General features: G+C 69.4%; 22 protein-coding genes. 17 read left to right on the forward strand and 5 right to left on the reverse strand.

Features of this window, described 5'->3' with window-relative positions; translation table 11 throughout:
• A partial coding sequence (locus tag VNS22_RS21285; RefSeq protein WP_325736028.1) for a hypothetical protein occupies window positions 1–838 on the forward strand: 838 nt, incomplete at its 5' end.
• 44 nt (window positions 839–882) lie between these two features.
• On the opposite strand, the gene VNS22_RS21290 is transcribed toward VNS22_RS21285, so the two are convergent.
• Window positions 883–4,221, reverse strand: a complete 3,339-nt coding sequence (locus VNS22_RS21290) for a DEAD/DEAH box helicase (RefSeq protein ID WP_325736030.1) — start codon at window positions 4,219–4,221, stop codon at window positions 883–885.
• A gap of 168 nt (window positions 4,222–4,389) precedes the next feature.
• On the opposite strand from VNS22_RS21290, the gene VNS22_RS21295 reads away from it, so the two are divergent.
• The 10 genes from VNS22_RS21295 (at window position 4,390) to VNS22_RS21340 (ending at window position 12,370) form a co-directional block, all read left to right on the forward strand.
• Window positions 4,390–5,502 (forward strand): N-acetylglucosamine-6-phosphate deacetylase, encoded by a 1,113-nt coding sequence (locus tag VNS22_RS21295; protein ID WP_414653410.1) that lies wholly within the window; start codon window positions 4,390–4,392, stop codon window positions 5,500–5,502.
• 88 nt (window positions 5,503–5,590) lie between these two features.
• Window positions 5,591–6,028: a type II secretion system major pseudopilin GspG gene (gene gspG / locus VNS22_RS21300; protein WP_325736034.1), complete on the forward strand. Its 438-nt coding sequence runs from the start codon at window positions 5,591–5,593 to the stop codon at window positions 6,026–6,028.
• Entirely contained in the window at window positions 5,997–6,449 is a 453-nt protein-coding gene (locus VNS22_RS21305) for a prepilin-type N-terminal cleavage/methylation domain-containing protein (RefSeq protein WP_325736036.1), read from the forward strand. Before gspG ends, VNS22_RS21305 begins: the two co-directional genes overlap by 32 nt.
• Complete coding sequence (locus VNS22_RS21310; RefSeq protein WP_325736038.1) at window positions 6,439–7,065, forward strand: PulJ/GspJ family protein; 627 nt, start codon at window positions 6,439–6,441, stop codon at window positions 7,063–7,065. The genes VNS22_RS21305 and VNS22_RS21310 overlap by 11 nt, the downstream gene beginning before the upstream one ends.
• On the forward strand, window positions 7,052–7,723 hold the full coding sequence (locus VNS22_RS21315; protein WP_325736039.1) for a prepilin-type N-terminal cleavage/methylation domain-containing protein: 672 nt from the start codon (window positions 7,052–7,054) through the stop codon (window positions 7,721–7,723). The genes VNS22_RS21310 and VNS22_RS21315 overlap by 14 nt, the downstream gene beginning before the upstream one ends.
• Window positions 7,723–8,973 (forward strand): hypothetical protein, encoded by a 1,251-nt coding sequence (locus VNS22_RS21320; RefSeq protein ID WP_325736041.1) that lies wholly within the window; start codon window positions 7,723–7,725, stop codon window positions 8,971–8,973. Before VNS22_RS21315 ends, VNS22_RS21320 begins: the two co-directional genes overlap by 1 nt.
• Window positions 8,970–10,262 carry a PilN domain-containing protein gene (locus tag VNS22_RS21325; RefSeq protein ID WP_325736043.1) on the forward strand — a complete coding sequence of 431 codons (1,293 nt, stop codon included), beginning with the start codon at window positions 8,970–8,972 and terminating at the stop codon, window positions 10,260–10,262. Before VNS22_RS21320 ends, VNS22_RS21325 begins: the two co-directional genes overlap by 4 nt.
• Window positions 10,259–10,828, forward strand: coding sequence for a type II secretion system protein GspM (gspM, locus tag VNS22_RS21330; protein ID WP_325736045.1), 570 nt, complete (start codon window positions 10,259–10,261; stop codon window positions 10,826–10,828). Before VNS22_RS21325 ends, gspM begins: the two co-directional genes overlap by 4 nt.
• A complete protein-coding gene (locus VNS22_RS21335) occupies window positions 10,825–11,346 on the forward strand; it encodes a hypothetical protein (protein WP_325736047.1) in 522 nt (173 codons plus the stop codon). The genes gspM and VNS22_RS21335 overlap by 4 nt, the downstream gene beginning before the upstream one ends.
• Before the next feature lie 217 nt (window positions 11,347–11,563).
• Entirely contained in the window at window positions 11,564–12,370 is an 807-nt protein-coding gene (locus VNS22_RS21340) for a class I SAM-dependent methyltransferase (RefSeq protein WP_325736049.1), read from the forward strand.
• A 47-nt stretch (window positions 12,371–12,417) separates the two neighbouring features.
• On the opposite strand, the gene VNS22_RS21345 is transcribed toward VNS22_RS21340, so the two are convergent.
• Genes VNS22_RS21345 through VNS22_RS21355 form a run of 3 tightly spaced genes read right to left on the reverse strand, consistent with a single transcriptional unit; the run spans window position 12,418 to window position 16,266 of the window.
• Window positions 12,418–14,205 (reverse strand): ATP-binding cassette domain-containing protein, encoded by a 1,788-nt coding sequence (locus tag VNS22_RS21345; RefSeq protein ID WP_325736051.1) that lies wholly within the window; start codon window positions 14,203–14,205, stop codon window positions 12,418–12,420.
• Window positions 14,206–14,221: 16 nt separating this feature from the next.
• Window positions 14,222–15,058 (reverse strand): phosphoenolpyruvate hydrolase family protein, encoded by an 837-nt coding sequence (locus VNS22_RS21350; RefSeq protein WP_325736053.1) that lies wholly within the window; start codon window positions 15,056–15,058, stop codon window positions 14,222–14,224.
• Between the two features lie 11 nt (window positions 15,059–15,069).
• Complete coding sequence (locus tag VNS22_RS21355; RefSeq protein WP_325736055.1) at window positions 15,070–16,266, reverse strand: Tm-1-like ATP-binding domain-containing protein; 1,197 nt, start codon at window positions 16,264–16,266, stop codon at window positions 15,070–15,072.
• Between the two features lie 541 nt (window positions 16,267–16,807).
• On the opposite strand from VNS22_RS21355, the gene VNS22_RS21360 reads away from it, so the two are divergent.
• The 5 genes from VNS22_RS21360 to VNS22_RS21380 all read left to right on the forward strand — a co-directional run bounded on the left by VNS22_RS21360 (window position 16,808) and on the right by VNS22_RS21380 (window position 22,600).
• Window positions 16,808–17,449, forward strand: coding sequence for a trimeric intracellular cation channel family protein (locus tag VNS22_RS21360; protein WP_325736057.1), 642 nt, complete (start codon window positions 16,808–16,810; stop codon window positions 17,447–17,449).
• Window positions 17,450–17,890: 441 nt separating this feature from the next.
• Window positions 17,891–19,639 carry an adenylate/guanylate cyclase domain-containing protein gene (locus VNS22_RS21365; protein ID WP_325736059.1) on the forward strand — a complete coding sequence of 583 codons (1,749 nt, stop codon included), beginning with the start codon at window positions 17,891–17,893 and terminating at the stop codon, window positions 19,637–19,639.
• Window positions 19,640–19,979: 340 nt separating this feature from the next.
• Window positions 19,980–21,362, forward strand: a complete 1,383-nt coding sequence (locus VNS22_RS21370) for a calcium-binding protein (RefSeq protein ID WP_325736061.1) — start codon at window positions 19,980–19,982, stop codon at window positions 21,360–21,362.
• A 139-nt stretch (window positions 21,363–21,501) separates the two neighbouring features.
• Entirely contained in the window at window positions 21,502–22,095 is a 594-nt protein-coding gene (locus tag VNS22_RS21375; protein ID WP_325736063.1) for an ankyrin repeat domain-containing protein, read from the forward strand.
• Between the two features lie 28 nt (window positions 22,096–22,123).
• Complete coding sequence (locus tag VNS22_RS21380; protein WP_325736065.1) at window positions 22,124–22,600, forward strand: YHS domain-containing (seleno)protein; 477 nt, start codon at window positions 22,124–22,126, stop codon at window positions 22,598–22,600.
• A 6-nt stretch (window positions 22,601–22,606) separates the two neighbouring features.
• Here VNS22_RS21380 and VNS22_RS21385 read toward each other — a convergent pair whose 3' ends face one another.
• A complete protein-coding gene (locus VNS22_RS21385; protein WP_325736069.1) occupies window positions 22,607–24,856 on the reverse strand; it encodes an adenylate/guanylate cyclase domain-containing protein in 2,250 nt (749 codons plus the stop codon).
• 181 nt (window positions 24,857–25,037) lie between these two features.
• Between VNS22_RS21385 and VNS22_RS21390 the strand changes: the two genes are divergently transcribed.
• On the forward strand, window positions 25,038–25,691 hold a 654-nt coding region (locus VNS22_RS21390; protein ID WP_325736067.1), incomplete at its 3' end, for a metallophosphoesterase.

Genomic DNA, 25,691 nt, shown 5'->3' on the forward strand with positions numbered 1-25,691 from the left:
CGAGAGCTCTGTCGCCGGCAAGCCGGCCTACACGCTCAACAGAAGATTGTTCAAATTGATCGCCTTCGACCACTGGATGGCCGACCATGCCGGCGAACGGGTCTCCGTCCTGATCGGCGACAGCACCACCAACCAGATCGACGCCGACGACCTCACCCGGCTGACCCGGCGGCCCTGGTATAGCCTCGCTTATGGCGGGGCCGGGCTGGCGGAAACGATCGACCTGGTGACGTATGTGATGAAGCGTCATCCCCTGGCGCAGATCGTCTGGGGCATGCCGTTCGCCCGGCTGATCGCCGGGGCGGAGAACGACATCCCGCGCACGATCGACATGGTCGGCGCGCCGCTGCGGCACATGCTGACCTTCGAGAGCCTGCAGGCGTCCTATCTCGTGCTGCGCGCCACCTGGCTCGGGATCGGCTTCGAGGACCCGAAGATGGACACGGGCGACCAGGACATCGTCACCTACCAGCTCAGCCGCGCGCGCAGCGAGATCGCCGGCCGGCCCTGGCCGGGCGAGGAACTGGTCAGTCTCGAGGACACCCTCGAGGAGGCCCAGGACCGCGGCGTATCCGTCGTCCTGCTGAACCCGCCGGTCCATCCGCGCACCACGGAGCTCTACCGGACGAGCTTCGCCGAGCGGTATGCAGGCTACCTGACACTGCTCGAGCGGCACTGCGTCATCGACTTCGACCAAGCGGCGCACCGCGCAGCCTGGCCAGCCCGGATGTTCCTGGACGCCAGCCACCTGACCATCGAGTACAAGCCCCTGCTCACCAGGGCCCTGGCGCAGGCGCTGGGCGTCCCTTGCGCCAGGCCGCTCCTCACCGCGCGCTGAGGATCGCCGCCCGCCCGGAAGTCCGGGACGGGCGGCGTGGGAGATCAGGCTTCCAGCGGTGCGAACAGCTGGTCGATGTCCTGCTCGGAGAAGCTCATGCTCCCGGCGGTGCCGGTCAGGATGCCGTCGACGAGCTGCTTCTTCTTCTGCTGCAGCTCGATCATCTTCTCCTCGACCGTGCCGGACGAGATCAGCTTGTAGACGAACACCGTCTTGTCCTGGCCGATGCGGTGGGCGCGGTCGGTCGCCTGCGCCTCTACGGCCGGGTTCCACCACGGGTCGTAGTGGATCACCGTGTCGGCGCGGGTGAGCGTCAGGCCGGTGCCACCGGCCTTCAGGCTGATCAGGAAGATCGGCACCTCGCCGGCCTGGAACCGCTTGACCGGGGTCTCGCGGTCCTTGGTGCGGCCGGTCAGCTTGACGAAGTCGATGTCGATCTCGGTCAGCATCTTCTCGATCAGGTCGAGCATCTCGACGAACTGCGAGAAGATGATGATTCGGCGGCCATTCTCGATCATGTCGGGCAGCATGCTCGAGAGCAGGTCGAGCTTGGCCGACTGGGACAGGCCGAACCCGTCCACCTTGTCGCTCTTGAGCAGGCGCGGGTCGCAGCAGACCTGCCGGAGCTTGAGCAGCGCTTCCAGGATCGCGATGTTCGACTGCGCCAGGCCGCGCTCGGCGATCTCCTGCCGCACGCGTGCGTGCATGGCCAGGCGGACGGTCTCGTAGAGGTCGCGCTGCGTATCGGTCAGCTCGATCTCGCGCATGATCTCGTTCTTCTCGGGCAGGTCCTGGGCGACCTGGTCCTTGGTGCGACGGATCATGAACGGGCGGACGCGTGCCGCCAGCAGCTGCTGGCGCTCCTGGTTGCCGTCCTTCTCGATCTGAGTACGGAACACCTTCCGGAAATTCTCCCGATCCCCGAGATAGCCGGGCATCAGGAAGTTGAACATCGACCAGAGCTCGCCGAGATGGTTCTCGATCGGCGTGCCGGTCAGGCACAGGCGCTGGTCGGCCTTGATCTTGTAGGCCGTCCTGGCGAGCTTGGTGGTCGGGTTCTTGATCGCCTGGGCCTCGTCCAGCACCACCAGCCGCCAGTCGCGGGCCAGCAGCTCGTCGCTGTCGCGCAGCAGCAGGGCATAGGAGGTCAGGACGACGTCATAGTCCTGGATGTGCTCGAACAGGTCGTGGCGATCCTGGCCGTGCAGGACCAGCAGCCGGATGTGCGGCACGAACTTGCGCACTTCCGAGCGCCAGGTCGGGATCAGGCTGGTGGGCCCGACGATCAGCACCGGCTTGTCGAGCTTGCCCTGCTCCTTCAGGAGCGCGATGTGCGCGAGCGTCTGGAGCGTCTTGCCGAGACCCATGTCGTCGGCCAGCACGCCGGAGATGTTGGCGTGGTGCAGGAACTGCAGCCAGTCCAGGCCCTGCTTCTGGTAGGGGCGCAGGTCGGCCTTGAGCTGCCTGGGCGGCATGCATTTGGGCAGCTCGCCGTTGGCGGTGAGCTGGCGGGCGAGCTGGCGGATGCTCTCGCCGCCGTTCCAGACCAGCGTGTTCTTGGGCAGCTCGTCTTCCAGCTGGATCAGGCGGGTCGCCTCGGCCCGGCTGAGCTTGAGCGTGCCGGATTCGTCGACCTTGCCCGCGGCCAGCAGCTCGTAGAGCGAGCGCAGGATCGCGGCCAGGCGCTCGGCCGGGATCGGCAGGATCCGGCCGTCCGGCAGGTTGGCGTAGATCGGCTCCTCGCCGGCCTCCTCCAGGGCGGACGGCGACATGCTCTCCGGCGCCCGCTCGAACAGCTCCAGGATCACCGGCAGCAGCGGCAGGCGCTCGCCGTCCACGTCGATCTCGACCTTGGCCTCGAACCAGTCGATGCCGCTTTCCACGACATCGAGGTGCCAGCCATTGGTGACCTTGGCGACCCGGTACGGATATTCCGGCCCGAAGGTGACCTTCCAGCCTTCCCGGACCAGGCGCGGCAGTTCCTGGTGGTTGAACTGCACCCAGCGGAAGCTGAGGTCGTCGTCCTCCTCGCCTTCCTCGAAGGTGAAGTCCTGGCGGCAGGACGGGTCGGCGAACTTGCCGAGCCCGGTCGGGCCCAGCGGCTGGAGGCCCAGCGCGTTGAGGCGCTCGACATAAGGCACTTCCAGCAGTGCGTCGCGCGGGATCACCAGCAGGCGGTTGTCCGAGACATGGTTGATCTCGGTCTTGCCGTCCTGCCAGCCGACCTGCGCGCCGGCATAGTCGAACGAGAGGCGGAGCAGCGGCAGGTCGACGTCCTCGATCTCCTTGTTCCAGCCGAGGCCCCGCTGCACCTGGACGCGCGGGCAGTGCAGGTGGAGCACCGGGGTCGGCGCCACCTCGATCCGCTCGCGCTTCTTCAAGGGCTCGGGCAGCGGGATGTCCGGCACCGCGGCCACCAGCTTCTGGCGCACCAGGCCGGCCGTGATCGCCGGGATCGCCGGGGCGTTCAGCAGGTGGCGGAGCGGGCGGACGTCCAGGCCGGTCTCGACCTTGCCGACCACGCCGTTCTTCAGGTCGGCATACCAGGGCTGGCCCAGGTTCAGGATGATCGTGTCGTCGTCGGCCCCGTCCAGCTCGCACAGCGCGCGCTGCTGGCCCTCGCCGTTGAAACGCCACACCACCTTGCCCGGCCGGTCCTCGCCGAGCGTGAGGGCCGGGTTGCTGCTGCTCTGCCAGTGGCAGTGGCCGGTGGCGAGCATCATGCGCAGGACCTCGCCGTCGGTAGGCCCGGCCAGGCGGCGGACATTGCCCGGGACGCCGGCCAGGAGCCGGCCGATCACCTGGTCTTCCAGCGTGACGAAGCGCGGGGCGTCGTCGCTGGCGATCTGGCTGATCGAGACCGAGTTGTCCCGGCCGTACATGCCGTCGCGCAGCCGGCGGGCGCGCGAGGTCCGCACGCTGACCGGCTGGGCCACGCCCAGGTCGCGCCAGGAGCGCTGCGCCGGCTCCAGGAGGTAGAGCACCACGTCGTTGTCGGAATCGCTGGCCCGGCTCGTGCCGGACATGGCAGCGAGCCACGCTTCGGTCTCGCTGTCGATCGCGACAGTCTGTTCCTCGGGCTCAGGCGCCGCGGTCTTGTGCAGGGCGTGCAGCAGCATCGCCACCGCATGCTCACACTGGGTGTGGATCATGCAGGTGCAGGTCGAGGAGACCTTCACGCGTCCGCCGCGTCCGTTCTGCACCTGGATCCGCACGAGATAGGGCACCCGGCGGTCAGCCTCCTTGACCTTGCCGGAGATGGTCTTGCCGTCGCGCTCGACATCGAGTTCGACGACCGTACCCTGTTCCTGGAGAGTTTCCCCCCGCTTCCAGGTCGCCGGGTGATAGAGCCGCTCGAGGTCGGCGCGAGAGAAGGGCAGCATGATTGTTTTTTTGTCGTCAGCGCAGGTTGACGTGGATCACCGGACCATCCGGAGACCTCGGTGAAGAGTCGATCGGCAGGAACCGCCGGCGGCACGCAACGACCGTTGCGCGCCGGAGGCTCCAGCGGGAATGACAATATCCCCCAGACGAGCGAGCGACGGCCCTAGATGAAACCATCTTCACCCCCGATCGATGGCCTCGTGCTGGTCGGAAACCAGTTCCAGCCGGCACTGGTGCGTTTCAGCCACAGGATCGAGGCAGTCGTGCCGCACTCCGGCGCGAATCGCAGCCGCTACGTGATTCCGGGCTTCGTGGATCCGCATTGCCACGGTGGCGCCGGCGCCGACGTGATGGCGGGAGCGGAGGCGGTCCGGACCATGGCGGCGTTCCACCTGCGCCACGGCACCACCACGCTCCTGCCGACCACCGTCACGGCGCCGCGTGAAGCGATCGTCCAGGCGTTCGCCGGCATTGCCGAAGTCATGCGCATGGGCGCGCCGGATCAAGCCGACCTGCCGGGCGTACATCTGGAAGGGCCCTTCATCAATCCTGACAAGCTGGGCGCGCAACCGCCGTTCGCGATACCTCCCGACCTGGACCTGATCGGGGAGCTGATCGAGTTCGCACCCATAATCGTCGCCACCATAGCACCAGAACAGGATCCGACACACCAATTGATCGCGCATTTCAGCCATCTGGGGACGCGCGTGCAGATCGGCCACAGTCTTGCCGATGCCGGCCAGTGTCTTGCGGCGCTCACGGCAGGCGCCTCGGGCTTCACTCATCTGTTCAACGCGATGACCGGCGCCGACCACCGGCGGCCCGGTGTGGCGGCGGCGGCACTCGGCCACGCCAGCCACGCCGAGATCATCCCCGACCTGCTCCACGTTCATCCGGAGATGCTGCTGCTGGCGCGCCGCGCCATTCCGGGGCTCTACGCAATCACCGACGCCATGGCGGCCGCCGGCTGCCCGCCCGGCCACTATCGCCTGGGTAGCCATGATGTGATTTCCGACGGGAGCTCGGCCCGGCTACAGGATGGGACCTTGGCCGGCAGCGTGCTGACCATGGACCAGGCCCTGCGCAATCTCCTGGCGCTGGGGCTGCCGCTCGCGGAGGCCGCCCTGCGCACCTCGACGGTGGCGGCGGACTATCTGGGCCTGGACGATCGCGGCCGGATCGCGCCGGGCCGGCGTGCGGATATGCTGGTGGTCGACGCAAATGGCACGATCGGCGAGATCTTCTGCGCGGGCGTACCGGTGGAGCCGGACAGGGGCTGAGCCGAGTGCGCGCCGCCCTTGCCCAAGCCCGGTCGAATTGGCCATATGCGCGCGTCGCCCCGCCAAGTTCTTCGGGAACCCGTCGTCCATGCCCCATCGTCGCCGTCACCGCCGCCCGGATGCAGGCTTCACCCTGATCGAGCTCCTGGTGGTGCTGGTCATTCTCGGCCTGCTCGCAGCACTCGCGGGGCCGCGGGTCCTGGGCTACCTGTCGAGCGCGCGCTCGGACACCGCCAAGCTCCAGATCGAGAACCTGAGCCAGGCGCTGGAACTCTACAAGCTCGACAACGGCAACTATCCGTCCACCGCGCAGGGCCTGACGGCCCTGGTCACCGCACCTTCGGGCGTATCGACCTGGCGGGGGCCCTATCTGAGCAAGCCGGAGCTGCCGAAGGATCCCTGGGGGCGCGACTATGTCTACCGTGCCCCCGGCCAACGCGGTCCGTTCGACCTGGGCTCGCTCGGCTCGGACGGCACGCCGGGAGGACAGGGCGATGCGGCGGACGTCGGCAACATCGCCCGCTGACGGAATTGCCCCCGCCCAGGCAGGCTTCACCCTGCTCGAGCTCCTGGTGGTGCTGGTCATCCTCGGCTTCGCGACCGGCTGGGTGGCGGTGCGCGCCAGCGCCTATCTGGGCGGCGGGATCGGCACCGCGGCTGCCGACGCGCGCCGGGCCCTGGTCAACTGCCGCGGCCAGGCGCAGGTCGAGGGCCGGCCGGTCCTGTGCCGGGTCGACCCGGTGGAGCGGCGGGTGGGCACGGTCCGGCTCAAGGGGCAGCCGACCCGGCTGGAGCTGGCCGGCGGCACCGGCGATGCCGTGCTGTTCTACCCGAGCGGCGAGGCGTCCGCCGCGCGACTCCTGGTCGGCAACGATGTCGAGGCGCGCCATCTCCTGGTGTCGCCCGTGACCGGGCGGATCCGGATCGTGGAAGACCATGCAGGCTGAGCCAGCCATCGCGGGCGGGCCGTTCGGCCGGCCGGCAGACGCCGGCTTCACCATTCTCGAAGTGCTGGTGGCGCTCACCGTGCTGGCCCTGGTGGTGGCGGTCCTGTTCGAGGGGATCGCCAGCGGCCTGCGCCGCACCAGCTACGACGAGGGGCGCCTTGCCCTGGTGCTGGAAGCGGAGCGCATCCTGCAGCGGATCGACCTGGACCTGGCAAAGCCGCTCCCGCTGCAGACCGGGGTGGAGGGCGAGCTGCGCTGGCGGCTGGATCGCCAGCGGATCCAGGATCTGCCGGCCCGCCCGCCGGCAATCGGCGACGATCCGGAGGAGAACGAGCCGCAGGAGGGCCAGCTCGAGCTGGTGCGCTACGTGGTGACGGTGGAGGGGCCGGACGGCCGCCAGCTCTCGGTGCAGACCAAGCGCCTGCGTACCGTGCCGCAGCAGGCGACCCGCCCGGGGAGCGGGTTTGGCGACGATGCGGACGACGACGAGGCGGGCGGCCTCGGCGAGGGCAGCAGCTCGTTCGGCGACGGTGACAGCGGCTTTGGCGATGGCGGCTCTGGCGGGAACAGCGGCTTTGGCAGGGGCGGGTTCGGAGGCGACGATGCGTCACCCTGAGGCCGGCTTCACCCTGATCGAGCTGCTGGTGGCGATGACCCTGCTGGCGGTGCTCGCCACCGTGGTCACCAGCGCGCTGGGCTCGACCAACCTCTCGATCCTGAAGGGCGACACGCGCACCTCCGCGCTCACCGCGGCGGTCGACCTGCAGCAATTGCTGGTGCGCGAGGTCGGCCGGGCCCGGCCCTACGTGCCCGACCGCAACGGCCGGCTCCAGCCGGTGTTCGAGGCCAGCCCCGACCGGCTGCGCTTCATCGCGATCCAGCCCGAGGGCCGCCCGGCGCCGGTGCTCCAGCTGGTCGAGCTCGAGATCGACGACCTGGCCGGGGTGGCCCAACTGCTCCTGCGCAAGGTGCCGGTCGGCGAGGACCCGACCGAGGCGCTGCAGGCCCTGGAAGCCCAGGCGCCGATCGTGCTGCACCGGGGCGGCCGCTATGCGCTGCGCTACTTCGGCGCGGTGCGCACCGAGCGCCCCGCTGCCTGGGTCGCCGCCTGGCCGCCCAATGCCACCGACCTCCCGCAGGCGGTGGCACTCGCCATGACCAGCCCGGGCGCCCTGCCGATGCCCGAGATCGTGGCGCCGTTCCCGGTGCGGGGTGCCGCCATCTGCGGCGAGCAGCGGGTCGAGTGCCGGCTCTTGTCGGGGAGTGCGTTATGATGCGCGACCGCCGGGGCAGTGCGGTGCTGGTGGTGATCTGGATGACCGGCGTGCTCGCGGTGATGGCGCTGGGCTTCTCCGGCCGGGTCCGCGAAGGCTCGCTGGAGGTCAACATGGCCGAGGCGCGCCTGAGGGCCAGTGCCGCGATCGACGGCGAGGTCGCCCAGATGCTCTATAACCAGCTGCGCAGCAGCCGGGAGATCGAGGAGCGCGAGCGCGCGGAGGCTGCCGCGCACGATGCCGAGGCCCACGCCGATGCCGAGGCCCAGGCCGACGCCGAGACCAGTGCCGCCCTGGCCGACGACGGGGAAGGCCTGGACAGCGGGTTCGACGACGGGGGCGATACGATGGGCAGCGGCGAGGCCACGCGCTCCTTGTCGGATGCCTCCGGGGAACCGGCGATCGAGCCGAGCAATGGCATCGAGGCGATGATGCTGTCCGGCCGTGCGATGACGAACCGGGTGGTGGCGGACGGGGTCAGCCTGTACCTGCATGCGGAACCGGAGATGGGAAGGATCGACGTGAACCGTGGCGACCCCAGGGTCCTGCGTGCCCTATTGGAGAAGATCGCGGATCGCCAGCTCGCCACGCGCGCGATCGAGGTCACCGAGGCAGGCAAGAAGCGGGCGAGCCGGGCCGGCGCCGTGATCGGCTCGGCCCCACGGCCGTTCGTCAGCGTGGACGCCTGGCTGGCGGCCACCGACATGGATCCGAGCATCGCGGAGCGGGTGCGGCCCTATCTCACCACCGCTACCGGTGCGCCGAACATCGAGCTGAAGTTCGCCCGACAGGAACTGATCGACGTGCTGCCGTTCCTGTCGAGCTCGCAGAAGAAGATGATCGCCGAGGCGCGGGCCAAGTCACCGGCCGAGCTGTCCAAGGTGCTGGCCCAGATCGCGGAGGATCCGAGCACCCAGCCGGAGCCCGGAGAGGAAGGCGGAGAGGAGGGTGACGCGACGGGTGCCGCCAGACAGGTCATGCGCCTGACAGTGGAGGCCACGATCGACGGGCTGCTGCGCCGGACCGACCGATTCCTCCTGGCCTTCGAGGATGGCCAGGGGGGTGGTGACGCCGGTGCCGCGGCCGATGCCGGGGAGAGCGGCGACACGCCGGTGGCCGTCACGGCTGCCGGTGCCGAAGCCGCCGCCGCACAGAGCGCCCAGCGCCTGCCCTTCGTGATCCTGGACCGCCAGACCCTGGACGCGCCGCCGCCACCGTCGGCACCGGGCCAGAGCGGGACGCCGTCATGAGCACGGCTACCCTGGACGAGACCGGCACGGAGGGCGGCTTCCAGCGCTTCTGGCAGTGGTGGACCGGGGAGCTCGGCGGGTTCCTGCCGCGCCGGCGCCGCGACCCCTTGCTGCGCAAGGCGGTGATCCTGCTCTATGACGGCGTGGGCTTCCGGGTGATGGTCCGGCGGGGCGCCGACGACGCGGTCGATCTCGGCCGGCTCGACCTGCCACGGCCCAGCCGGATCGACGTCAAGCGCGGCGTGGCCGAGCCCCGACTGGTGCCGGACGAGCAGTCGGTCGAGCTGGCCGAACGGATCCGCCGGAGCAGGATGCCGGTGGTGCTGCGCCTGCCGGCGAGCGAGGGGCTGGTCACGCTGGACGAGCTGCCGGCGGCGGCCGAGCGCCATCTCCAGGACGTGCTGGCGCACCGGGTCGACGTGCTGACCCCCTGGACGCCCGAGCAGGTCGCCTATGACGCCCGGGTGGTCGGCCGCGCAGCCGAGACCGGCAAGATCCGGATCGAGGCCACCTTCGCACCGCGCGAGGTCATCGACCGGCTGCTCGGCACGCTCTCCGGCTTCGAGCTGCAGCCGGCGGTGATCGACGTGGCGGGCGTCCATGTCGACGAGCTGCCGCGCGTCGACCTCCTCCAGGGCAAGGGCCGGCGCGGCTCGCGGCTCGGGCTGATGGCGTGCATCGCCGTGGCGGCCCTGGTGCCGCTGGTCACCCTCGTGCTGGCCTACGACATCTGGCAGCGCTCGGCCCTGGTCGAGGAGCGCCGCACCCAGGAGCAGCGCCTGGTCGAGCGGCGCCAGGAGGCCGACCTCGCCCAGGCCGAGCGGCTGCAGGCGCTGGCGGATGCCAACTTCCTCAATGCAAGGCGGGCCGAGCGGCCATCGTCGCTGGTGGCGCTGGAGATCATCGCCCGCGGGCTGCCGGACGATGCCTGGCTGTCGCGCTTCGAGCTGGCCGGCAACCAGATCACGCTGACCGGCGAGGCCAGCGAGGCACCACGCGTGCTGGCCCTGATCGGTGCCGACCCGCGCTTCGGCAATGCCGCACTGGGCAATTCCAGCACGCGCGGGCCTTCGGTGGCGCCGGAGCTGTTCGGCCTGCAGGTCGACCGCTTTACCCTGACCGCTCAGCTCGCCGCCGACGCGCAGGTCCGCCCGCTCGGGGAAGACGGGCTGGAGATGGGGCCGGGCGGTGCGGAGCTGCCCCGGATGACCGCGCCGGGCGCCGGTCCCGAGGCGGCCGTGCCGGACATGGACGATCCCGGCGAGCCCGCCGAGGGAGGCGCGCCATGACCGGACTCGTCGCCACCCCCGCCGCCAGCCGGGCCGCGGCCGTGGCCATCCTGCTGGCGCTGCTGGGCCTGGCCGCTGCGATGATCCTCGTGCCGCTCTGGCTGATCGACCGGCAGCACGAGGAACTGGCCACGATCGACCAGCGCGTGCGGGCCATCCATGCCGGTCTGGCCAACCAGGCGCAGCAGGCCGGAAGCGAGGCGGTGCCGGACGTGCAGGGCACGATCGAGGCGCAGAGCCCGTCGCTGGCCGGTGGCATCATCCAGGAGCTGACCGGCAACGCCGTGGTGGTGTCCGGCGGCGAGCTGCGCTCGGTCGAGCTCCTGCCGACCCGCGAGGAGGAGCGCTTCGTGGCCGTGCCGATCCGGGTCACCTTCACCGGCGATTCGGTGATGCTGCGCGAGTTCCTCTACCGGATCGAGACCTCCTCGCCGGTGCTCCTGGTCGAGCGGCTGGACATCACCGCCGAGCAGAGCCCCGACGACCCGTCCAATGTCTGGCAGGGCGACATCCAGGTGGCCGCCGAGATCGTCGGCTGGATGCGCCAGCCGGAGCCGCAGTCATGAAGGGAATGAGCCCGGTCACACTCGGTGTGATCCTGCTGGCCCTGCCGGTCCTGGCCTGGCTGTGGTGGACCAGCGGCGAGGACGAGGCCGCGGTGACCGCGGTCAGCCGCGGCGGCCAGCCGGCCGCTCAGGCACCGGCGGAGCCGGCTCCCGGGAACGCCCTGCGCGCGCTGCCGCCGATCGAGACCTTTACCGCGATGGTCGACCGCCCGTTGTTCGCCGCGACCCGCCACCCGACGGTTCCCGTCACCGAGCCGTCGGTCGCGCCGTTCCCGACCGAGGTGGCCGAGGCGCCGCCGGAGGACAATATCCGCGACCGCTACCGCCTGATCGGCACGGTCGAGGAGAACGGGCGGGTGTTCGCGCTCCTGGTCTCCAGCGAGGGCAGCTATGTCCGGGTGCGGCGCGGCGATCGGCTGGACAACTGGACGGTCGACGCGGTCAGCCGGCAGCGGGTCCTGATGGTGAACGGCGAGAACGTGGCCGAGTTCCTGCTGGTGCCGGACGGGATGAACTGAGCGGCGCACCAGGCAGATGCGGGCGATCCGGGGCTGGAACCGGCCGGCGACCCCGGGCCGGCCGTGGCGCAGGGCGAGGTGTCTTCCGGGCAAGGCGCTCACGATCTCTGGATCGCCCGTGCCAGCGCCTTCACGGGGCTCGTATCGATGGTCGGTGCCTGCCATAGCCTAGGCCGGTGGTGAATCTGCGGCGGCGCTAGCGGCGGAGGCTGTCGGCATGGAAACCGATCGGGTCTTCCGGGGCTCCATTCCCGCTCTGTACGACCGATATCTGGCGCCGATGATCTTCGCGCCGTACGCGGATGATCTGGCGGCCAGGCTGGCGGACCTGCGGGCCGGAAATGTGCTGGAGACCGCTGCCGGAACGGGCGTGCTCACCCGCGCCCTGGCGTCCGCCCTGCCGCAGGACGTCGCCATCATCGCTACCGACCTCAACCAGCCGATGCTCGATCATGCGGCGAGCCGGCTCGTGTCCGACCGGGTCACCTGGCGGCAGGCGGATGCCCAGATGCTGCCGTTCCCCGACGGCATGTTCGATGGGGTGGTGTGCCAGTTCGGGGCGATGTTCTTTCCGGACAAGCCGCGCGCGTTTGCCGAGGCCGCGCGGGTTCTCAGACCCGGCGGGCACTTCCTGCTCAGCGTCTGGGACCGGATCGAGACGAACGAGTTCGCGGACGTGGTGGTGCGGGCGGTCGCAGCACTGTACCCGGATGATCCGCCGATGTTCCTGGCGCGCACGCCGCACGGGCACCATGACACCCAGGCCCTGGAGACGCAGCTCGGAGCCGCGGGGTTCGGCACGACCAGGGTCGAGCGCCTCACGCTGGAGAGCCGAGCACCCGACGCACTCTCGGTCGCCATCGGCTATTGCCAGGGCACGCCGATGCACAACGAGATCGAGACCCATGGCGCGGATGCCCTGGACGCGGCGACCCAAGCCGCGGCCGATGCGATCGCCGCGCGATACGGCCCGGGGCCGGTTGCCGGCCAGATCAGCGCCTATGTGATCACGGCCGGACGGTAGCCACACGCCGTCCGTCGCCAGCTTCCTGACGCACGCCAGTGCGGCTACTATGCCTCGACCGCATCCTCCTGCTGCTGGACGCGCCACAGCGCAGCATAGGCGCCACCCCTGGCCAGCAGTTGCGCGTGGGTGCCGCGCTCGATCACCCGGCCCTCGTCCAGCACGATGATCTCGTGGGCGTCGCGCACCGTGGAAAGTCGGTGCGCGATGATCAGCGTGGTCACGCCTTGGGCGGCGGCGTTCAGGCTTTCCTGGATGGCGCGCTCGGTGCGCGTGTCGAGCGAGGAGGTGGCCTCGTCCAGGACGAACAGGCGCGGGTGCTTGAGGACGGCGCGGGCGATGGCCACGCGCTGCTTCTCGCCGCCGGACAGGCGCAGGCCGCGCTCGCCCACCACCGTGGCCCAGCCATCGGGCAGGGCCGCCACCACCCGGTCCAGCCCGGCGATGCGCGCAGCTGCCTCGATCTCGGCCTGGCTGGCGCCCAGCCGGCCGAAGGCCACGTTGCTCTCCAGCGTGTCGTGGAACAGCACGGTGTCCTGCGGCACCACCGCGATGGCGTCGCGCAGGCTGGGGAGGCGGATCTCGCCGATCGGGATGCCGTCGATCGTGATCGTCCCGCCGGTCGGCTGGTAGAGGCGGAACAGCATGCGGGCCAGCGTCGACTTGCCCGAGCCGCTGCGCCCGACCACGGCGAGCGTGCGCCCCGCCGGGATGTCGAGGTCGATGCCGCGCAGCACCGGGCGGCGCGGGTCGTAGCCGAAGGTCAGGCCTCGTGCCCGCACTGCCACCGGCCCGCCCGGCGGCAGGTCGCGCGTCCCGGCGGACAGCAGGCTCTCGGTAGGCTCGCCCAGGAGTGCCCGCAGCCGGTGGGTCAGGTCGAGGGCCTGGGTGAACTCGCGCGCCATGTGGCCCAGCCGCTCGACCGGGCCGATCACCTGCAGGACATAGGCGTTGATCAGGACGAAGCCGCCGGGCGTGAGACGGCCTGCCATCGTCTCCCGCGCCGCCAGCCACAGCGCCAGGCCCATGGCGATGGCGAAGATCAGCGCCAGGAGGATGCCGTTGCCGGCGGTGGTCCGGTAGTAGCGCAGCCAGGCGAGGCTGCCCTGCTCCAGGGAGGCACGCAACTGGCCGACCACCCAATCGCCGCGGCCGAACAGCTTCACCGTCTCGTGGTTGAGCAGCGCATCGGTCGCCACGCCCATGGCGGCGGCATCGCCGGTGGAGGCCGCCAGGTGCTGCGCGCGCTGGCGGGCGAGGCCCCGGTAGAACACGAAGCCGTAGGCCAGCATGAAGCCCAGCAGCACCAGGAGGATGGCGGGCGGGATGTCGACGGTGAGCAGCACGGCCAGGGTGGCGCCGACCTCCACCGCGAAGGGCAGCACCGAGTGGACCATCGCGTCCAGGATCCGCCGCCAGCCGAGCAGGCCATCCGAGACCACCCGGTTGAGCTCGCCGGTACGGCGGCCGAGATGGAAGGCGTGCGGCAGGTCCAGGACATGGGCATAGGTCTGCTGCGCCATGCTGCGCTCGACGAAGCGCATCACCCCGCCATAGAGGTAGAACATCGCATGGCGGGACATGCGGGCGAGGCCCAGCAGCAGGGCGTAGGCGACGACGGCGAGACCGGCGCCGGCCGCATCATGTGCGGTCAGGTCGTCCACGGCGCGGCCGAGCGCCAGGGGCGAGATCGCCTGGAGGCCGGCACCCAGCGACACCAGCACCACCACGAGCGCCACCTGCCAGCGCTGCCGGCGGCTGAGCAGCGTCCAGACCGACCGGCCGGCACCGACCAGGCTCTTCCAGAACGGCTCGATTCGCTGGTTGCTGTCCAATCGCCTGTCCGTTGCCCTATCCGCCGAAGGTGACCGCCTTGAACCTGCGGGTCTGCTCGGTCAGCGCCCGCTCGGTCGGCAGGCGCTCCATCGAGGAGGCGCCGTAGAAGCCGTTGCACTGCCGGCTCCGGGACAGAACGTATTGCGCGTCCTCCGGCTCCGAGATCGGGCCGCCATGGCAGAGCACGATCACGTCCTTGCGCACCCGGCGCGCGGCCTCGGCCCACTGGTCGATCAGGCCGGGCGTGTCCTCCAGCTTCACCGCGGTCTCCGCCCCGATGGCGCCGCCGGTGGTCAGCCCGAAATGGACCACGATGATGTCGGCGCCGGCCTGCGTCATCGCCACCGCCTCGTCCTCGTTGAACACATAGGGCGTGGTCAGCAGGTCCTGCTCATGCGCGGCCCGGACCAGATCGACCTCCAGGCCGTAGCCCATGCCGGTCTCCTCCAGGTTCACCCGGATCCGGCCGTCGAACAGGCCCACGGTCGGGAAGTTCTGGATGCCGGAGAAGCCCAGATCCTTCAGGTCGCGCAGGAACTTGTCGCGGATCATGAACGGGTCGGTGCCGTTCACCCCGGCCAGCACCGGGGTGTTCTTCACCACCGGCAGCACCTCGCGTGCCATCTCGACCACGATGTCGTTGGCATTGCCGTAGGCCATCATGCCGGCCAGCGAGCCGCGGCCGGCCATGCGGTAGCGGCCGGAATTGTAGATCACGATCAGGTCGATGCCGCCGGCCTCCTCGCACTTGGCGGACAGGCCGGTGCCGGCGCCGCCGCCGACGATCGGGATCTTCTGGTCGATCAGGGCGCGGAAGCGCTCGAGCAGGGCGGCACGTTCGAAACGGGGCATGGCAGGCCTCTTCAGCGGACGATCTGGTGAAAGCAGTCGACGAGGGCGGCGGCGAACTCCGGGTCGTTCAGCGCATGGGGCAGCTCGATCAGCTGCCGGCCGGGTGCCTCCTGCCAGCCGGTGCGGATCGCCTGGAACAGGGCCTGGTCGGCGTCCGGGTCGTGGAACGGCATGCCCGGCACGTCGATCACCGACACGCCGCCCAGTGGCAGGAGGAAGCGGACCGGCCCGGTCATCCGGTTGATCTTCGCCACCAGCCAGGCGCCGATCCGGGCGTTCTCCTCGGGCGTGGTGCGCATCAGGGTCACGGTCGGGTTGTGGACGTAGAGCTGGCGGTTGGCAAAGCGCTCCGGGACGCTGGCGCGCGGGCCGAAATTCACCATGTCGAGGGCGCCCACCGAGCCGATCCAGGGGACCCCGGTGCGGATCACCGCATCCAGCCGCTCCGGTCCGGCGCTGAGGATGCCGCCCACCAGCTCGTCGGCGATCTCGGTCGTGGTCACATCGACCACCGCGCGGACCAGGCCGCTGTCGACCAGCTTCTCCATGGCCTGGCCGCCCGTGCCGGTCGCATGGAACACCAGGCAGTCGAACCGATCCTCCAAAGCTGCGGCCACCGCCTGCACGCAGGGCGTGGTCACCCCGAACATGGACAGGGCGACCGCCGGCTTGTCGGCCACTTCCGGTGCCGGGACGCGGTGCTGCATCATGCCGGCCAGAGCATGGGCGGCGTTGCCCAGCACCGTGCGGCTGATCGAGTTGATTCCCTGCACGTCGGTGACCGCGTTCATCATGCAGATGTCGGAGGCACCCACGTAGGGGCGCACGTCCCCTGAGCCCAGCGTGCTGACCAGGACCTTGGGCAGGCCCACCGGCAGGGCGCGCATCCCCGCCGACACGATCGTGGTGTTGCCCGAGCCGCCGGCGCCGATCACCCCGCCGAGATCGGCCCGGCCCTGGAGGAAGCGGGCGAAGGCTTCGGCCATCGCCGCCACGGCACTGCCGCGATCGCCGGTGAACACGGCATCCGCCCCGTCCGGATGGCAGGCCGCGACCTCGCTGACAGTGATGTCGGCGCCCTCACCCGGCCGGGTGGTGCCGACATCGACCAGCACCGCCGGCACGCCCGCTGCCACCAGCAGGTCGCGCAGATAGCGCAGCTCCGGGCCCTTGGTGTCGAGGGTCCCGGCCACATAGGCCTTGTTCACCGTCTGCCTCCCTGTTGCCGAACGACCAGATAGACCCGGCCATCGACGCCGGAAAGCGGCAATCACGCAATCGGCACTCACCTGGAAGTTGACAATGACCGGAACTCATGGTCGAGTGAGGTCAGTTGGCAACCAGGAAAGGAGGTGATCCGATGTCGAGCGTTCGGGTGTCCGTTACTGCCGAGACGATGTCGGTCACGTTCTTCGTGAGCAACTGACGTCTTTCCAGTCTCGTCCGTAACAGGACACTGACGCAGTATCTCGGCAGGCCGCTTCCCTTTGGGGAGGCGGCCTGTTCGATTTTCTGGGGACTTTTCCGTTATTTGGTGTGCTCTGCCGGCCGGTGCGGCGAAGATGCGCCATCCGTTCGGCAGCTCCGTCATGAAGGCTGGCATGGAGCTGGCGTCCCCCTTGCCGAAGGTGCGACCGCGCACGATCGTTCCGGGGATGCTGACCGCAACGCCCGGCTGACCGGACGGCGGGAGAGGCGCATCAGGATCCGCAGGCACAGCGTGTCCTGGCTCTACCCGGAACCTCTCCCATGTACCCGTTCCTGCCTTCGGAATCCGTCCTGTTCGTCATCTACCTGGTCGCGATCACGGCCGAGGCGATGTCCGGCGCGCTGGCGGCCGGGCGACGGGACATGGACATTTTCGGCGTGGCGGTCATCGCCTTCGTCACGGCATTGGGCGGCGGCACCATCCGGGACCTGATCCTCGGCCGGTTCCCCATCGGCTGGACCCAGCACCCCGAATATGTCTACCTGGTGATCTCCGCCGGGCTGCTGACCCCGGTGGTGGCGTCCTTCATGCACAATCTGAAGCGCCTCTTCCTGGTACTCGACGCCATGGGCCTGATCGCGTTCTCGCTGATCGGCTGCAGCGTCGGGATGGCGATGGACTATCCGAGCGTGGTCGTCGTCATGTCCGGCATGATCACCGGCATCTGCGGCGGCATCCTGCGCGACGTGCTGTGCAACCAGGTGCCGGTGGTGTTCCAGCGCGAGCTCTATGCCAGTGTCTCGCTGGCCGTCTGCGTCCTGTTCCTCGGCCTGCATGCCCTCGGTGTCGATACCGACCTGAACACCGCGATCAGCTTCGCCTTTGGCCTGGCACTGCGCCTGCTGGCCATCTGGGGCCGCTGGCGGCTCCCGACCTTTTCCTACCAGGGCCGCTGGGACTAGATGGCAAGGTGCTCGGCCGGTGCACGTAGGAGCTTCACCACCAGGTGTTCATCCGCCTGGTGAATGCGGCCGAGGTGGCGGTACCGGCCTGCAAGCTGGTCCACTGCATCCTCGACAACTATGGCAGCCATAAGCATACTGAAATGCTGATTTGGCTGGAGCACCACCCGCGCTGGACGTTTCACTTCATTCGACCTCCTGCTCCTCACTCAATGTGGTCGAGGCTTGCTTTTCCAAGCTGGCCCGGCAGCGACTCCGGTGCGGCAGTTACCCTTCCTTGGCGCTCCAGAAGGCGAGCAACCGCTTCGCGGCCGGGCACAACCACGGCCCGCGTCCATTCGCATGGGCCGTCGATCCGGACCAGATCGTCGAGAAGGTGCGCCGGGGGTACGAAAGATGGGCGAGAGGTAGGCCATGTAACGGCTCTTGGAGGGCAAGACTATGGCAGCAGCTCGAGTCGAGCGGCGGCTGGCTGCCATCCTGGCAGCGGACGTGGTCGGCTACTCGCGCCTGATGGAGCGGGACGAAGGCGGGACCTTCGAGCGCCTCAAGGCCCATCGCAAGTCGTTCGTCGAGCCGCTCCTGGCCGAACATCGGGGCCGGATCGTCAAGCTCATGGGCGACGGTGCGCTCTGCGAGTTCGCCTCTGTCGTCGACGCGGTCGCCTGCGCCGTCGCGATCCAGCGCGGCATGGCCGAGCGGGAGGCGGGGGTGGCCGAAGCGGACTGCACCCGCTTCCGGATCGGGGTCAACCTCGGCGATCTCGTGGTCGACGAGGACGGTGATCTCTACGGCGACGGGGTGAACGTCGCCGCCCGTCTCGAGCAACTCTGCGATCCCGGCGGTGTGTTCGTCTCCGGCACCGCGCACGACCACCTCCGGGGCAAGCTCCGTGATGAGCTCGAGTATCTCGGTGAGCGGCAGCTCAAGGGCATTGAACGACCTGTGCGCGTGTACCGGGCGGTCCCGAGCGGTGTGATCGTGCCACCGGCACCACCCTTGCCCGACCGGCCGTCGATCGCGGTGCTCCCGTTCGACAACATGAGCGCCGATCCGGAACAGGCATTCTTCGCCGACGGGATCACTGAGGACCTCACTACCGCGCTCTCGAGGCTCAAAGGCTTCCTCGTGATCGCCCGGAACACGATGTTCACTTACAAGGGGCGGACTATCGACGTGCGGGCGGTCGGCCGGGAACTCGGGGTGCGCTACGTGCTCGAGGGCAGTGTCCGCACGGCTGGCAGGCGGGTCCGGGTGACGGCCCAGCTCATCGAGGCCGCGAGCGGGAATCACCTTTGGGCCGACCACTACGACCGGCCGCTCGACGACATCTTCGCTATCCAGGACGAGATCACGGCCAGCGTCGTCGGCTGTATCGGGCCCGAACTCCTGGCCGCCGAGCATGCCAGGGCGGGCCGCAAGACGCCGCAGGACCTCGATGCCTGGGAGTGCGTCGTGCGCGCCCTGTTCCGGAGCGCCGAGTTGTCGGACGCCGGCAGCCGCGACGCGCTCGCGCTGCTGGACCGGGCGATTGCCCGCGATCCCGGCTACGCCCAGGCGTTTGGGATGAGGGCCCGGATCGTCGTGTGGCGGGCTTTCCAGGGCTGGGAGGAGATGGGCCCCACGTTGACGCGGGCAAAGGCCGACATTGCCAGGGCCCTGGCCGCTGACAAGGACGAACCTTGGGCGTACCTCGCGCAGGGAATGGTGGCCTACGCAACACGTGACGAAGCGCTCGCCATGGCGGCCCTCACCCGGGCGGTCGCGCTCAACCCCAACTCCGCCTACGCGCACGGCCAGCTGAGTATCGCGCACACCTTCAGTGGCCGTGCGGACGAGGCCGTGGCCTGCATCGACCATGCCGTACGGCTGAGCCCACGCGAGATATTCCTTGGTGATTACGACCTGTTCTACGCCTTCGCGCACTTCCAGGCCGCCCGCTATGAGCTGGGGCTACGGCATGCGCGCGAGGCCCACCGCTGGCGGCCCGGGCACCCCACCCCGCTTCTGATGGGCGCTGCCTGCGCCGGTCAACTGGCCGACGCCGAGGCGGCCGCGGAGCTGCTCCAGGATTTGCGGACGCTAGTCCCCGGCGCCTCGAGGGCCTCGGTCGAGGCGACAATCGGTTTCATCCGGGCCGAGGATCGGGCGCGCCTCGTGGAGGGCCTTGCTCGCGCCGGTCTGGACTAGCCGCGCGGAGCAGCCAACTCCCGCGGCGGGGTCGCAGCCGGATGGATGGCTCATTGCCCATCCTGCCGTCGTCATCCGGCTAGTCGTGTGCGCCACACGCCATGTTCGGCTGGTTCTACCCCGACCTCGCGCTGTCCCGTTCTCCCAGCATTCGATCAATACTCGCTTTGCGGGCAATACGTGTCCGGAAAGAATTGTCCCTGGCCGACGACATCATTTTGAAGAAGGATCAAAGTGAGATGGATGCTTGCTTGACTTTTTGGCTAAGATAATAGGATAACCATTATTTATCATGATGCTGGCATTGTTGCTTGCGAGGCAAGTGCCTTGGAGGTGCGGCATGGCGACCATCGATGGCACGACGGGCAACGACATCCTGGTTGGCACCGCCGCGGCAGACCTGATCAATGCCCGGGGCGGCGATGACCGGATCAGTGGCAGGGGCGGGGACGACGAGCTGTTCGGCTCGGCTGGCGAGGATCGCGTGTTCGGCGGTGATGGCGCCGACCGGATCTGGGGCGGCAGCGGCCCCGACCGGCTCCATGGCAACGCCGGCAACGACCTGATCTCGGGCGAGAGTGGCGACGACCGCCTCTATGGCGAGGATGGCGACGATCAGCTCCAGGGTGGCAGCGGCAGCGACCAGCTCCAGGGCGGGCAAGGCAACGACCGGCTTTCAGGGGAAAGCAGCGGCGACCGTCTGTTCGGTGATGCCGGCAGCGACCAGCTCGATGGCGGCAGCGGCAACGACTGGCTCTGGGCCGGGCGTGGCGACGATACCGCCAGGGGTGGGCTAGGGGACGACCATATTCGCGGCGGGAGCGGTCATGACCGGCTGGATGGCGAGGACGGCCAGGACGAACTCCTGGGCGGCACTGGCAACGACGTCCTCCATGGCGGTGCCGGCGCTGACCTTCTCGAGGGAGAAGAAGGAAGCGACACGATCCATGGTGGCGATGGCGACGACCAGATCGGCACCAGGTCCGAGGATCTGGGCGACGACACGCTCCATGGGGAGGGCGGTGACGATACGATCAGCGGCGGTGACGGTTTCGACATCCTGTATGGCGGTGCTGGCGATGACTACCTGCTGGTCGGCACGGGCCTGGTCACCAAGCTCGAGTATGACGACGCTGCCAACTATGCCAATGGCGGCCTGGGGAATGACGGCCTCACAGGTGCTCGGGGAATGGATCGCCTGGTGGGCGAATCCGGTGCCGACAGGCTCTTTGGCCATTTCGGCGACGATCTCCTGGATGGTGGCAGCGACAACGACGTGCTCAACGGCGGGGTCGGCAACGACCAGCTGACCGGCGGCACCGGAGGTGATCGCTTCCAGCATTTGTTCATCGACTACAATGACGACTATTTCGATGGCGGCGCTGCCGGCGAGGACACCATCATCGACTTCAGGCAGGGGAGCGACGTCATCCAGATCGGGGTCGCGTTCAGCGCCAGCATCATCGACGACCCGCCGCCGATGCCCGTCTGGAACCTCGATTTCGGCGACCTCGACAGCAATGGCAACGGCGTGCTCGACGATGACGACCGCTTCGTCGAGATCGAGGACAGCGGGAGCCAGCATTCGACCGTGCTCCAGACAAGCGAGATGCTCGCCGCGATCAACGAGGGCGATCCGGTTTCCTGGGACACCTCCAGCCTGACCATCCAAGGGGTGACGGGCCTGCAGCGCGCCGACTTCGCCTTCGGCATCGAGGCCTGACCATGGATGGATGACCGCAGCCGGACGCCAGTCGCGCCGCAGCAGCCCAAAGATCCGGCTCAATCGGATGGTCGGAGATTGATCTTCCGAAGACGGTCTCCAGAGGTTAAACTGCCGCGATCAGGTGGAGAGACGGCTCATGTTCTGGCGCGTCGTCATTTCCGTGATTGTTTCCGGTATTGCCTGGCCCGTTCTGGCCGGGGAGCTGCATGATGCGGCCACCAGCGGGGACGTGGCGGCGACGGAGCGCCTGCTGGAGGCGGGGGCCGAGGTCGACGCGCCCGGGGACAATGCGGAAACGCCGCTGATCCTGGCGGCCCTGGCCGGTCAGGCGGACGTCGCGCGCATCCTGCTGGACCATGGCGCTGATCCCGTCGCCCGCAATGCCGGCGGGTTCACGCCGCTGCATGCCGCGGCCTATGGCGGCAGCGTGCCGGTGGTGACCCTGCTGCTGGAGCGCGGGGCACCGCGCGACGATGCGGCCAACAAGGCCGGGGTCACGCCGCTCATGGTGGCGGCACAGGAGGGTGCGGTCGATGTCGTCCGGCTGCTGATCGAGCGCGGGGCGCCGATCGAGGCACCCGAGCGGGACGGCTACACGCCGCTCACCCACGCGCTCTGGCGCAGCCACGACCAGGTAGTGACGCTGCTGGTGCAGCACGGTGCCGCCTGCCAGCCGGCGGACATCATGGGACAGGCGCCCTATCAGCAATGCCTCGAGGCACAGAAGTGACGGAGCGGGATCGATGTGGTGGACGAGGGTGAGGAGTGGGTGTGTCTTCGGCGCGGTCTCGGCCGGGGTCTTGGCTCTGGCCGGCGGTGCGCTGGCCGGGAGTGCGGTCAACACCGGCTATTTCGGCGGCGTCGCGATCATGGGCTATGATCCGGTCGCCTATTTCACCGAGGGTCGGCCGGTGAAGGGCTCGCCGGAATTCACCTATCGCTGGCTGGGCGCGCCCTGGCATTTCGCCAGTGCCGAGCACCGCGACATGTTCATGGAGAACCCGGAGCGCTACGCGCCGCAATATGGCGGCTATTGCGTGGGTGAGATGGCCGCGGACGGGGTGACGGTCAGCATCGACCCGCATGCCTGGCGGATCGTCGACGGCAAGCTGTACCTCAGCTACGACCAGGGCTTTGCCGACGAGTTCGCTTCCAACCCCGAGGAATACCTGTCCAAGGCCGAGGCCAACTGGCCGCAGGTCAAGGCGGAGCTCGAGCAGGAGCCCTATCGCTGATCCTGCTCACTCGGCCTCGGTGAACCAGAGGACGCGGGAAGCGTTGGCATAGACATAGTCCAGCCCGTCCTCCCGCGTCCCGGCGGGCAGCCGGTAGACCGGGCCGCAGCAGGCCCGGCCCATCAGCACGTTGTCGCTCTTCTCGCAGAGCAGCCCGTTCTCGACATAGGAATGGCCGGTCAGGAACTGGCGCGGCGTGCGGTAGGCCATCCGCCCGTTGGGGTCGATCTGCAGGATCGCCGGCTCGTTCTCGTCGGTCATGCCCTGCCAGGTCCGGCCCAGCGCCACGGCGGAGATCTCGGCACTGGTGAGCTGGACAGCCTCGCCTGGCTCGAACCCGCCGGGCCATTGCGGCAGGCCCGCCACGCGCAGCGCCTCCAGGATGGCGGCGAGGTCGGCCGGGTTGCGGAAATTGTCGAGCACGATCCGGTAGAAGGCCAAGTTCAGCGCCGGGCTCATCCCGCGGGCCTCGGCCACGGCGGCGCGCCCCTCCTCCAGCCGGCCGGCGCGGGTGTAGGCGATGCCGAGCGCCAGGTGGAAGTCGTCGAGCTGGGCGGCCACGTCATGCCCGCGCTCCAGCACCTCGACCGCGCGGTCGTGCTCGCCGTTCAGCGAGAAGGCGAGCCCGGCGGTGATCCGGTCGCTGGTGGCGGGGTTCGGGTCCAGGCGTAGCGCCTGCTCGACCGCGGCCGCCGCACCGGCGTGATCGCCGGCGAACATCAGCACGAAACCCAGCGTCGCAAAGGCTGCGGCATCGCCCGAGCCCAGCTCCACCGCGCGCTTGGCCGAGGCCACTGCCTCGTCGTAGCGCCGGTCCACGACCTGCAGGATCGCCAGCACCGCATCGGGCACCGCCGACGCCGGATCCAGCCCGCTGGCCCGGCCGGCCATGTCGTAGGCGAGCTGACGCGCCACCGGCCCGGGCAGCACGTCGTCATAGTCGTTGCGCCAGACATAGGTGGCGGTCCGGGCGACCGCCGCCATGGCGTCGGCGAACTCCGGATCCTCCCGGATCGCCTTCTGGTAGAAGAACAGCGCCTCGCGCAGGCGCGGCTTGGAGCCGATCCGGGCGGCCTGCTCGGCGCGCAGGAAATAGTCGTAGGCTTCCAGGTCCCGGGTCGGGAACCGGTCGAGGCGCTGTTCCTCCGGTGGCGTCAGCTCCACCTCCAGGGCTGCCACCACCCGGTGGATCACCTCGTCCTGCACGGCGAACACGTCGCCGGCTTGGCGGTCGAAGCGGGCGGCCCAGAGCTGGTCGCCGGTATGGGGGTCGACCAGCTGGGTGTTGATGCGGACCCGCTCGCCTGACCGGCGCACGCTGCCCTGGACGACATAGCGCACGCCCAGGTCCTCAGCGATGTCGCGGAGCAGGACCGGCTGATCCTTGTAGGCGAACACCGAGTTGCGCGCGATCACCGACAGGCCGGAGAGCTTGGCGAGGTCGGTGATCAGGTCGTCGGTCATGCCATCGGCGAAATAGTCGTCGGCGCTGGAGCCGCTCATGTTGGTGAACGGCAGGACCGCGACGGTGGGCTTGGCGCGCTGGCCGAACTCGTCCGTCGGCAACTGCCACACCAGGACCAGTGCCATGCCGAGCGTCGTGGCCGCACCCACGATCCACCGGCGCAGGGCCGGCAGGCGCAGCCGGGGCAAGGGTCGGGGTAGAGGCAGGGGCACGGGCAAGCGCCGCCCGGGCGGCAGTGTGCCGTCCATGCGCACCCGCCAGGTCTGCACCGGCCGCCGGATGTTCTTGACGTGGTGCAGGCCGGCATCGTCCAGCGGCAGGTCGATTCGGCCCTGGAGCTGGTAATAGGCGGCGCCGGACAGGAGCACGCCGCCGGGCGGGCAGAGCTGCTCCAGGCGGGCGGCGACATTGACCGCGTCGCCATACAGATCGCCCTCCTCGACCACCACGTCGCCGAGGTTGATCCCGATCCGGAACACGATGCGCCGCTCCGGCGGTACCTCCGCCTGCAGCCCGCCCACCGCATGCTGCACGTCGACGGCGGCACGGACCGCGTCGACCACCGAAGCGAACTCGGACAGGAAGCCGTCACCGGTGAGCTTGACGATCGTGCCGCGATGATCGGCCAGGATCGGAGCGATCACCTCCTTGCGCAGGTCGCGCACGGCAGCCAGCGCGGCGGCCTCGTCCGCCTCGACCAGGCCGGAATAGCCCACCACGTCGGCCACCATGATGGCGGCCAGCCGCCGCTCCGGGCGGGCCTTGTCCTTCTCGTTGGCCGGCTGCGGCATGCGCTCCACGCTACCTCGCCTGCGATTGCGCCAGTCGTCCTCCCGCGCATCGAGGGCAATGAGTATGGACCTTCCGGGGCAAATGCGACACTGCCTTCGGCATCCGCCGATGCCGGACCGGTTCATTCGGGGCCGGCCCACCCCAACTGCTCACCTCGTCCACCGCTCCAGATCGGCCCGCATGCGCCTGCTCGCGATCAGCGACCTTCATCTCGGTAGCCCGGTCAACCGCGACGCGCTGGTGGCGCTGCCGGACTTTTCCGAAGACTGGCTGATCGTCGCCGGCGACGTGGCCGAAAGCCTGCGGCGGGTCGGCGAAGGGTTCGCCGCCCTGCGCCGCCGCTTCGCCAAGGTGATCTGGGTCCCGGGCAACCATGAGCTCTGGGCGGTCGGCGAGGAGGCGGAGCTGCGTGGCGAGGCCCGCTACCAGGCACTGGTGGAGCTGGCGCGCAGCCATGGCGTGCTCACGCCCGAGGACCCGTTCGCGGTCTGGACAGGTGCTGGCGGGCCGGTGCGGATCGTGCCGCTGTTCACCCTCTACGACTACAGCTTCGCCCCGCCCGGCATGGGGCCGGACCAGGCGGTCGCCTGGGCGCAGGCTGACGACATCTGGCCGGTCGACGAGGTCCGCCTGTATCCGGACCCCTATCTATCGCGCGACGCCTGGTGCCGGGCGCTGGTGGCAACGAGCTTGCGCCGGCTGGAGGCGCTGGAGCCGGGCCTGCCCAACCTGCTGGTCAGCCACTGGCCGCTGCGCGAGGAACTGGTGCGCATCCCGCGCGTCCCGCGCTTCGCGCCCTGGTGCGGGACCCGGGCCACCGCCGACTGGCCCAGG

Origin of the sequence: Geminicoccus sp., assembly GCF_035556675.1 — a bacterium.
In the GTDB taxonomy this organism is placed as follows: domain Bacteria; phylum Pseudomonadota; class Alphaproteobacteria; order Geminicoccales; family Geminicoccaceae; genus Geminicoccus.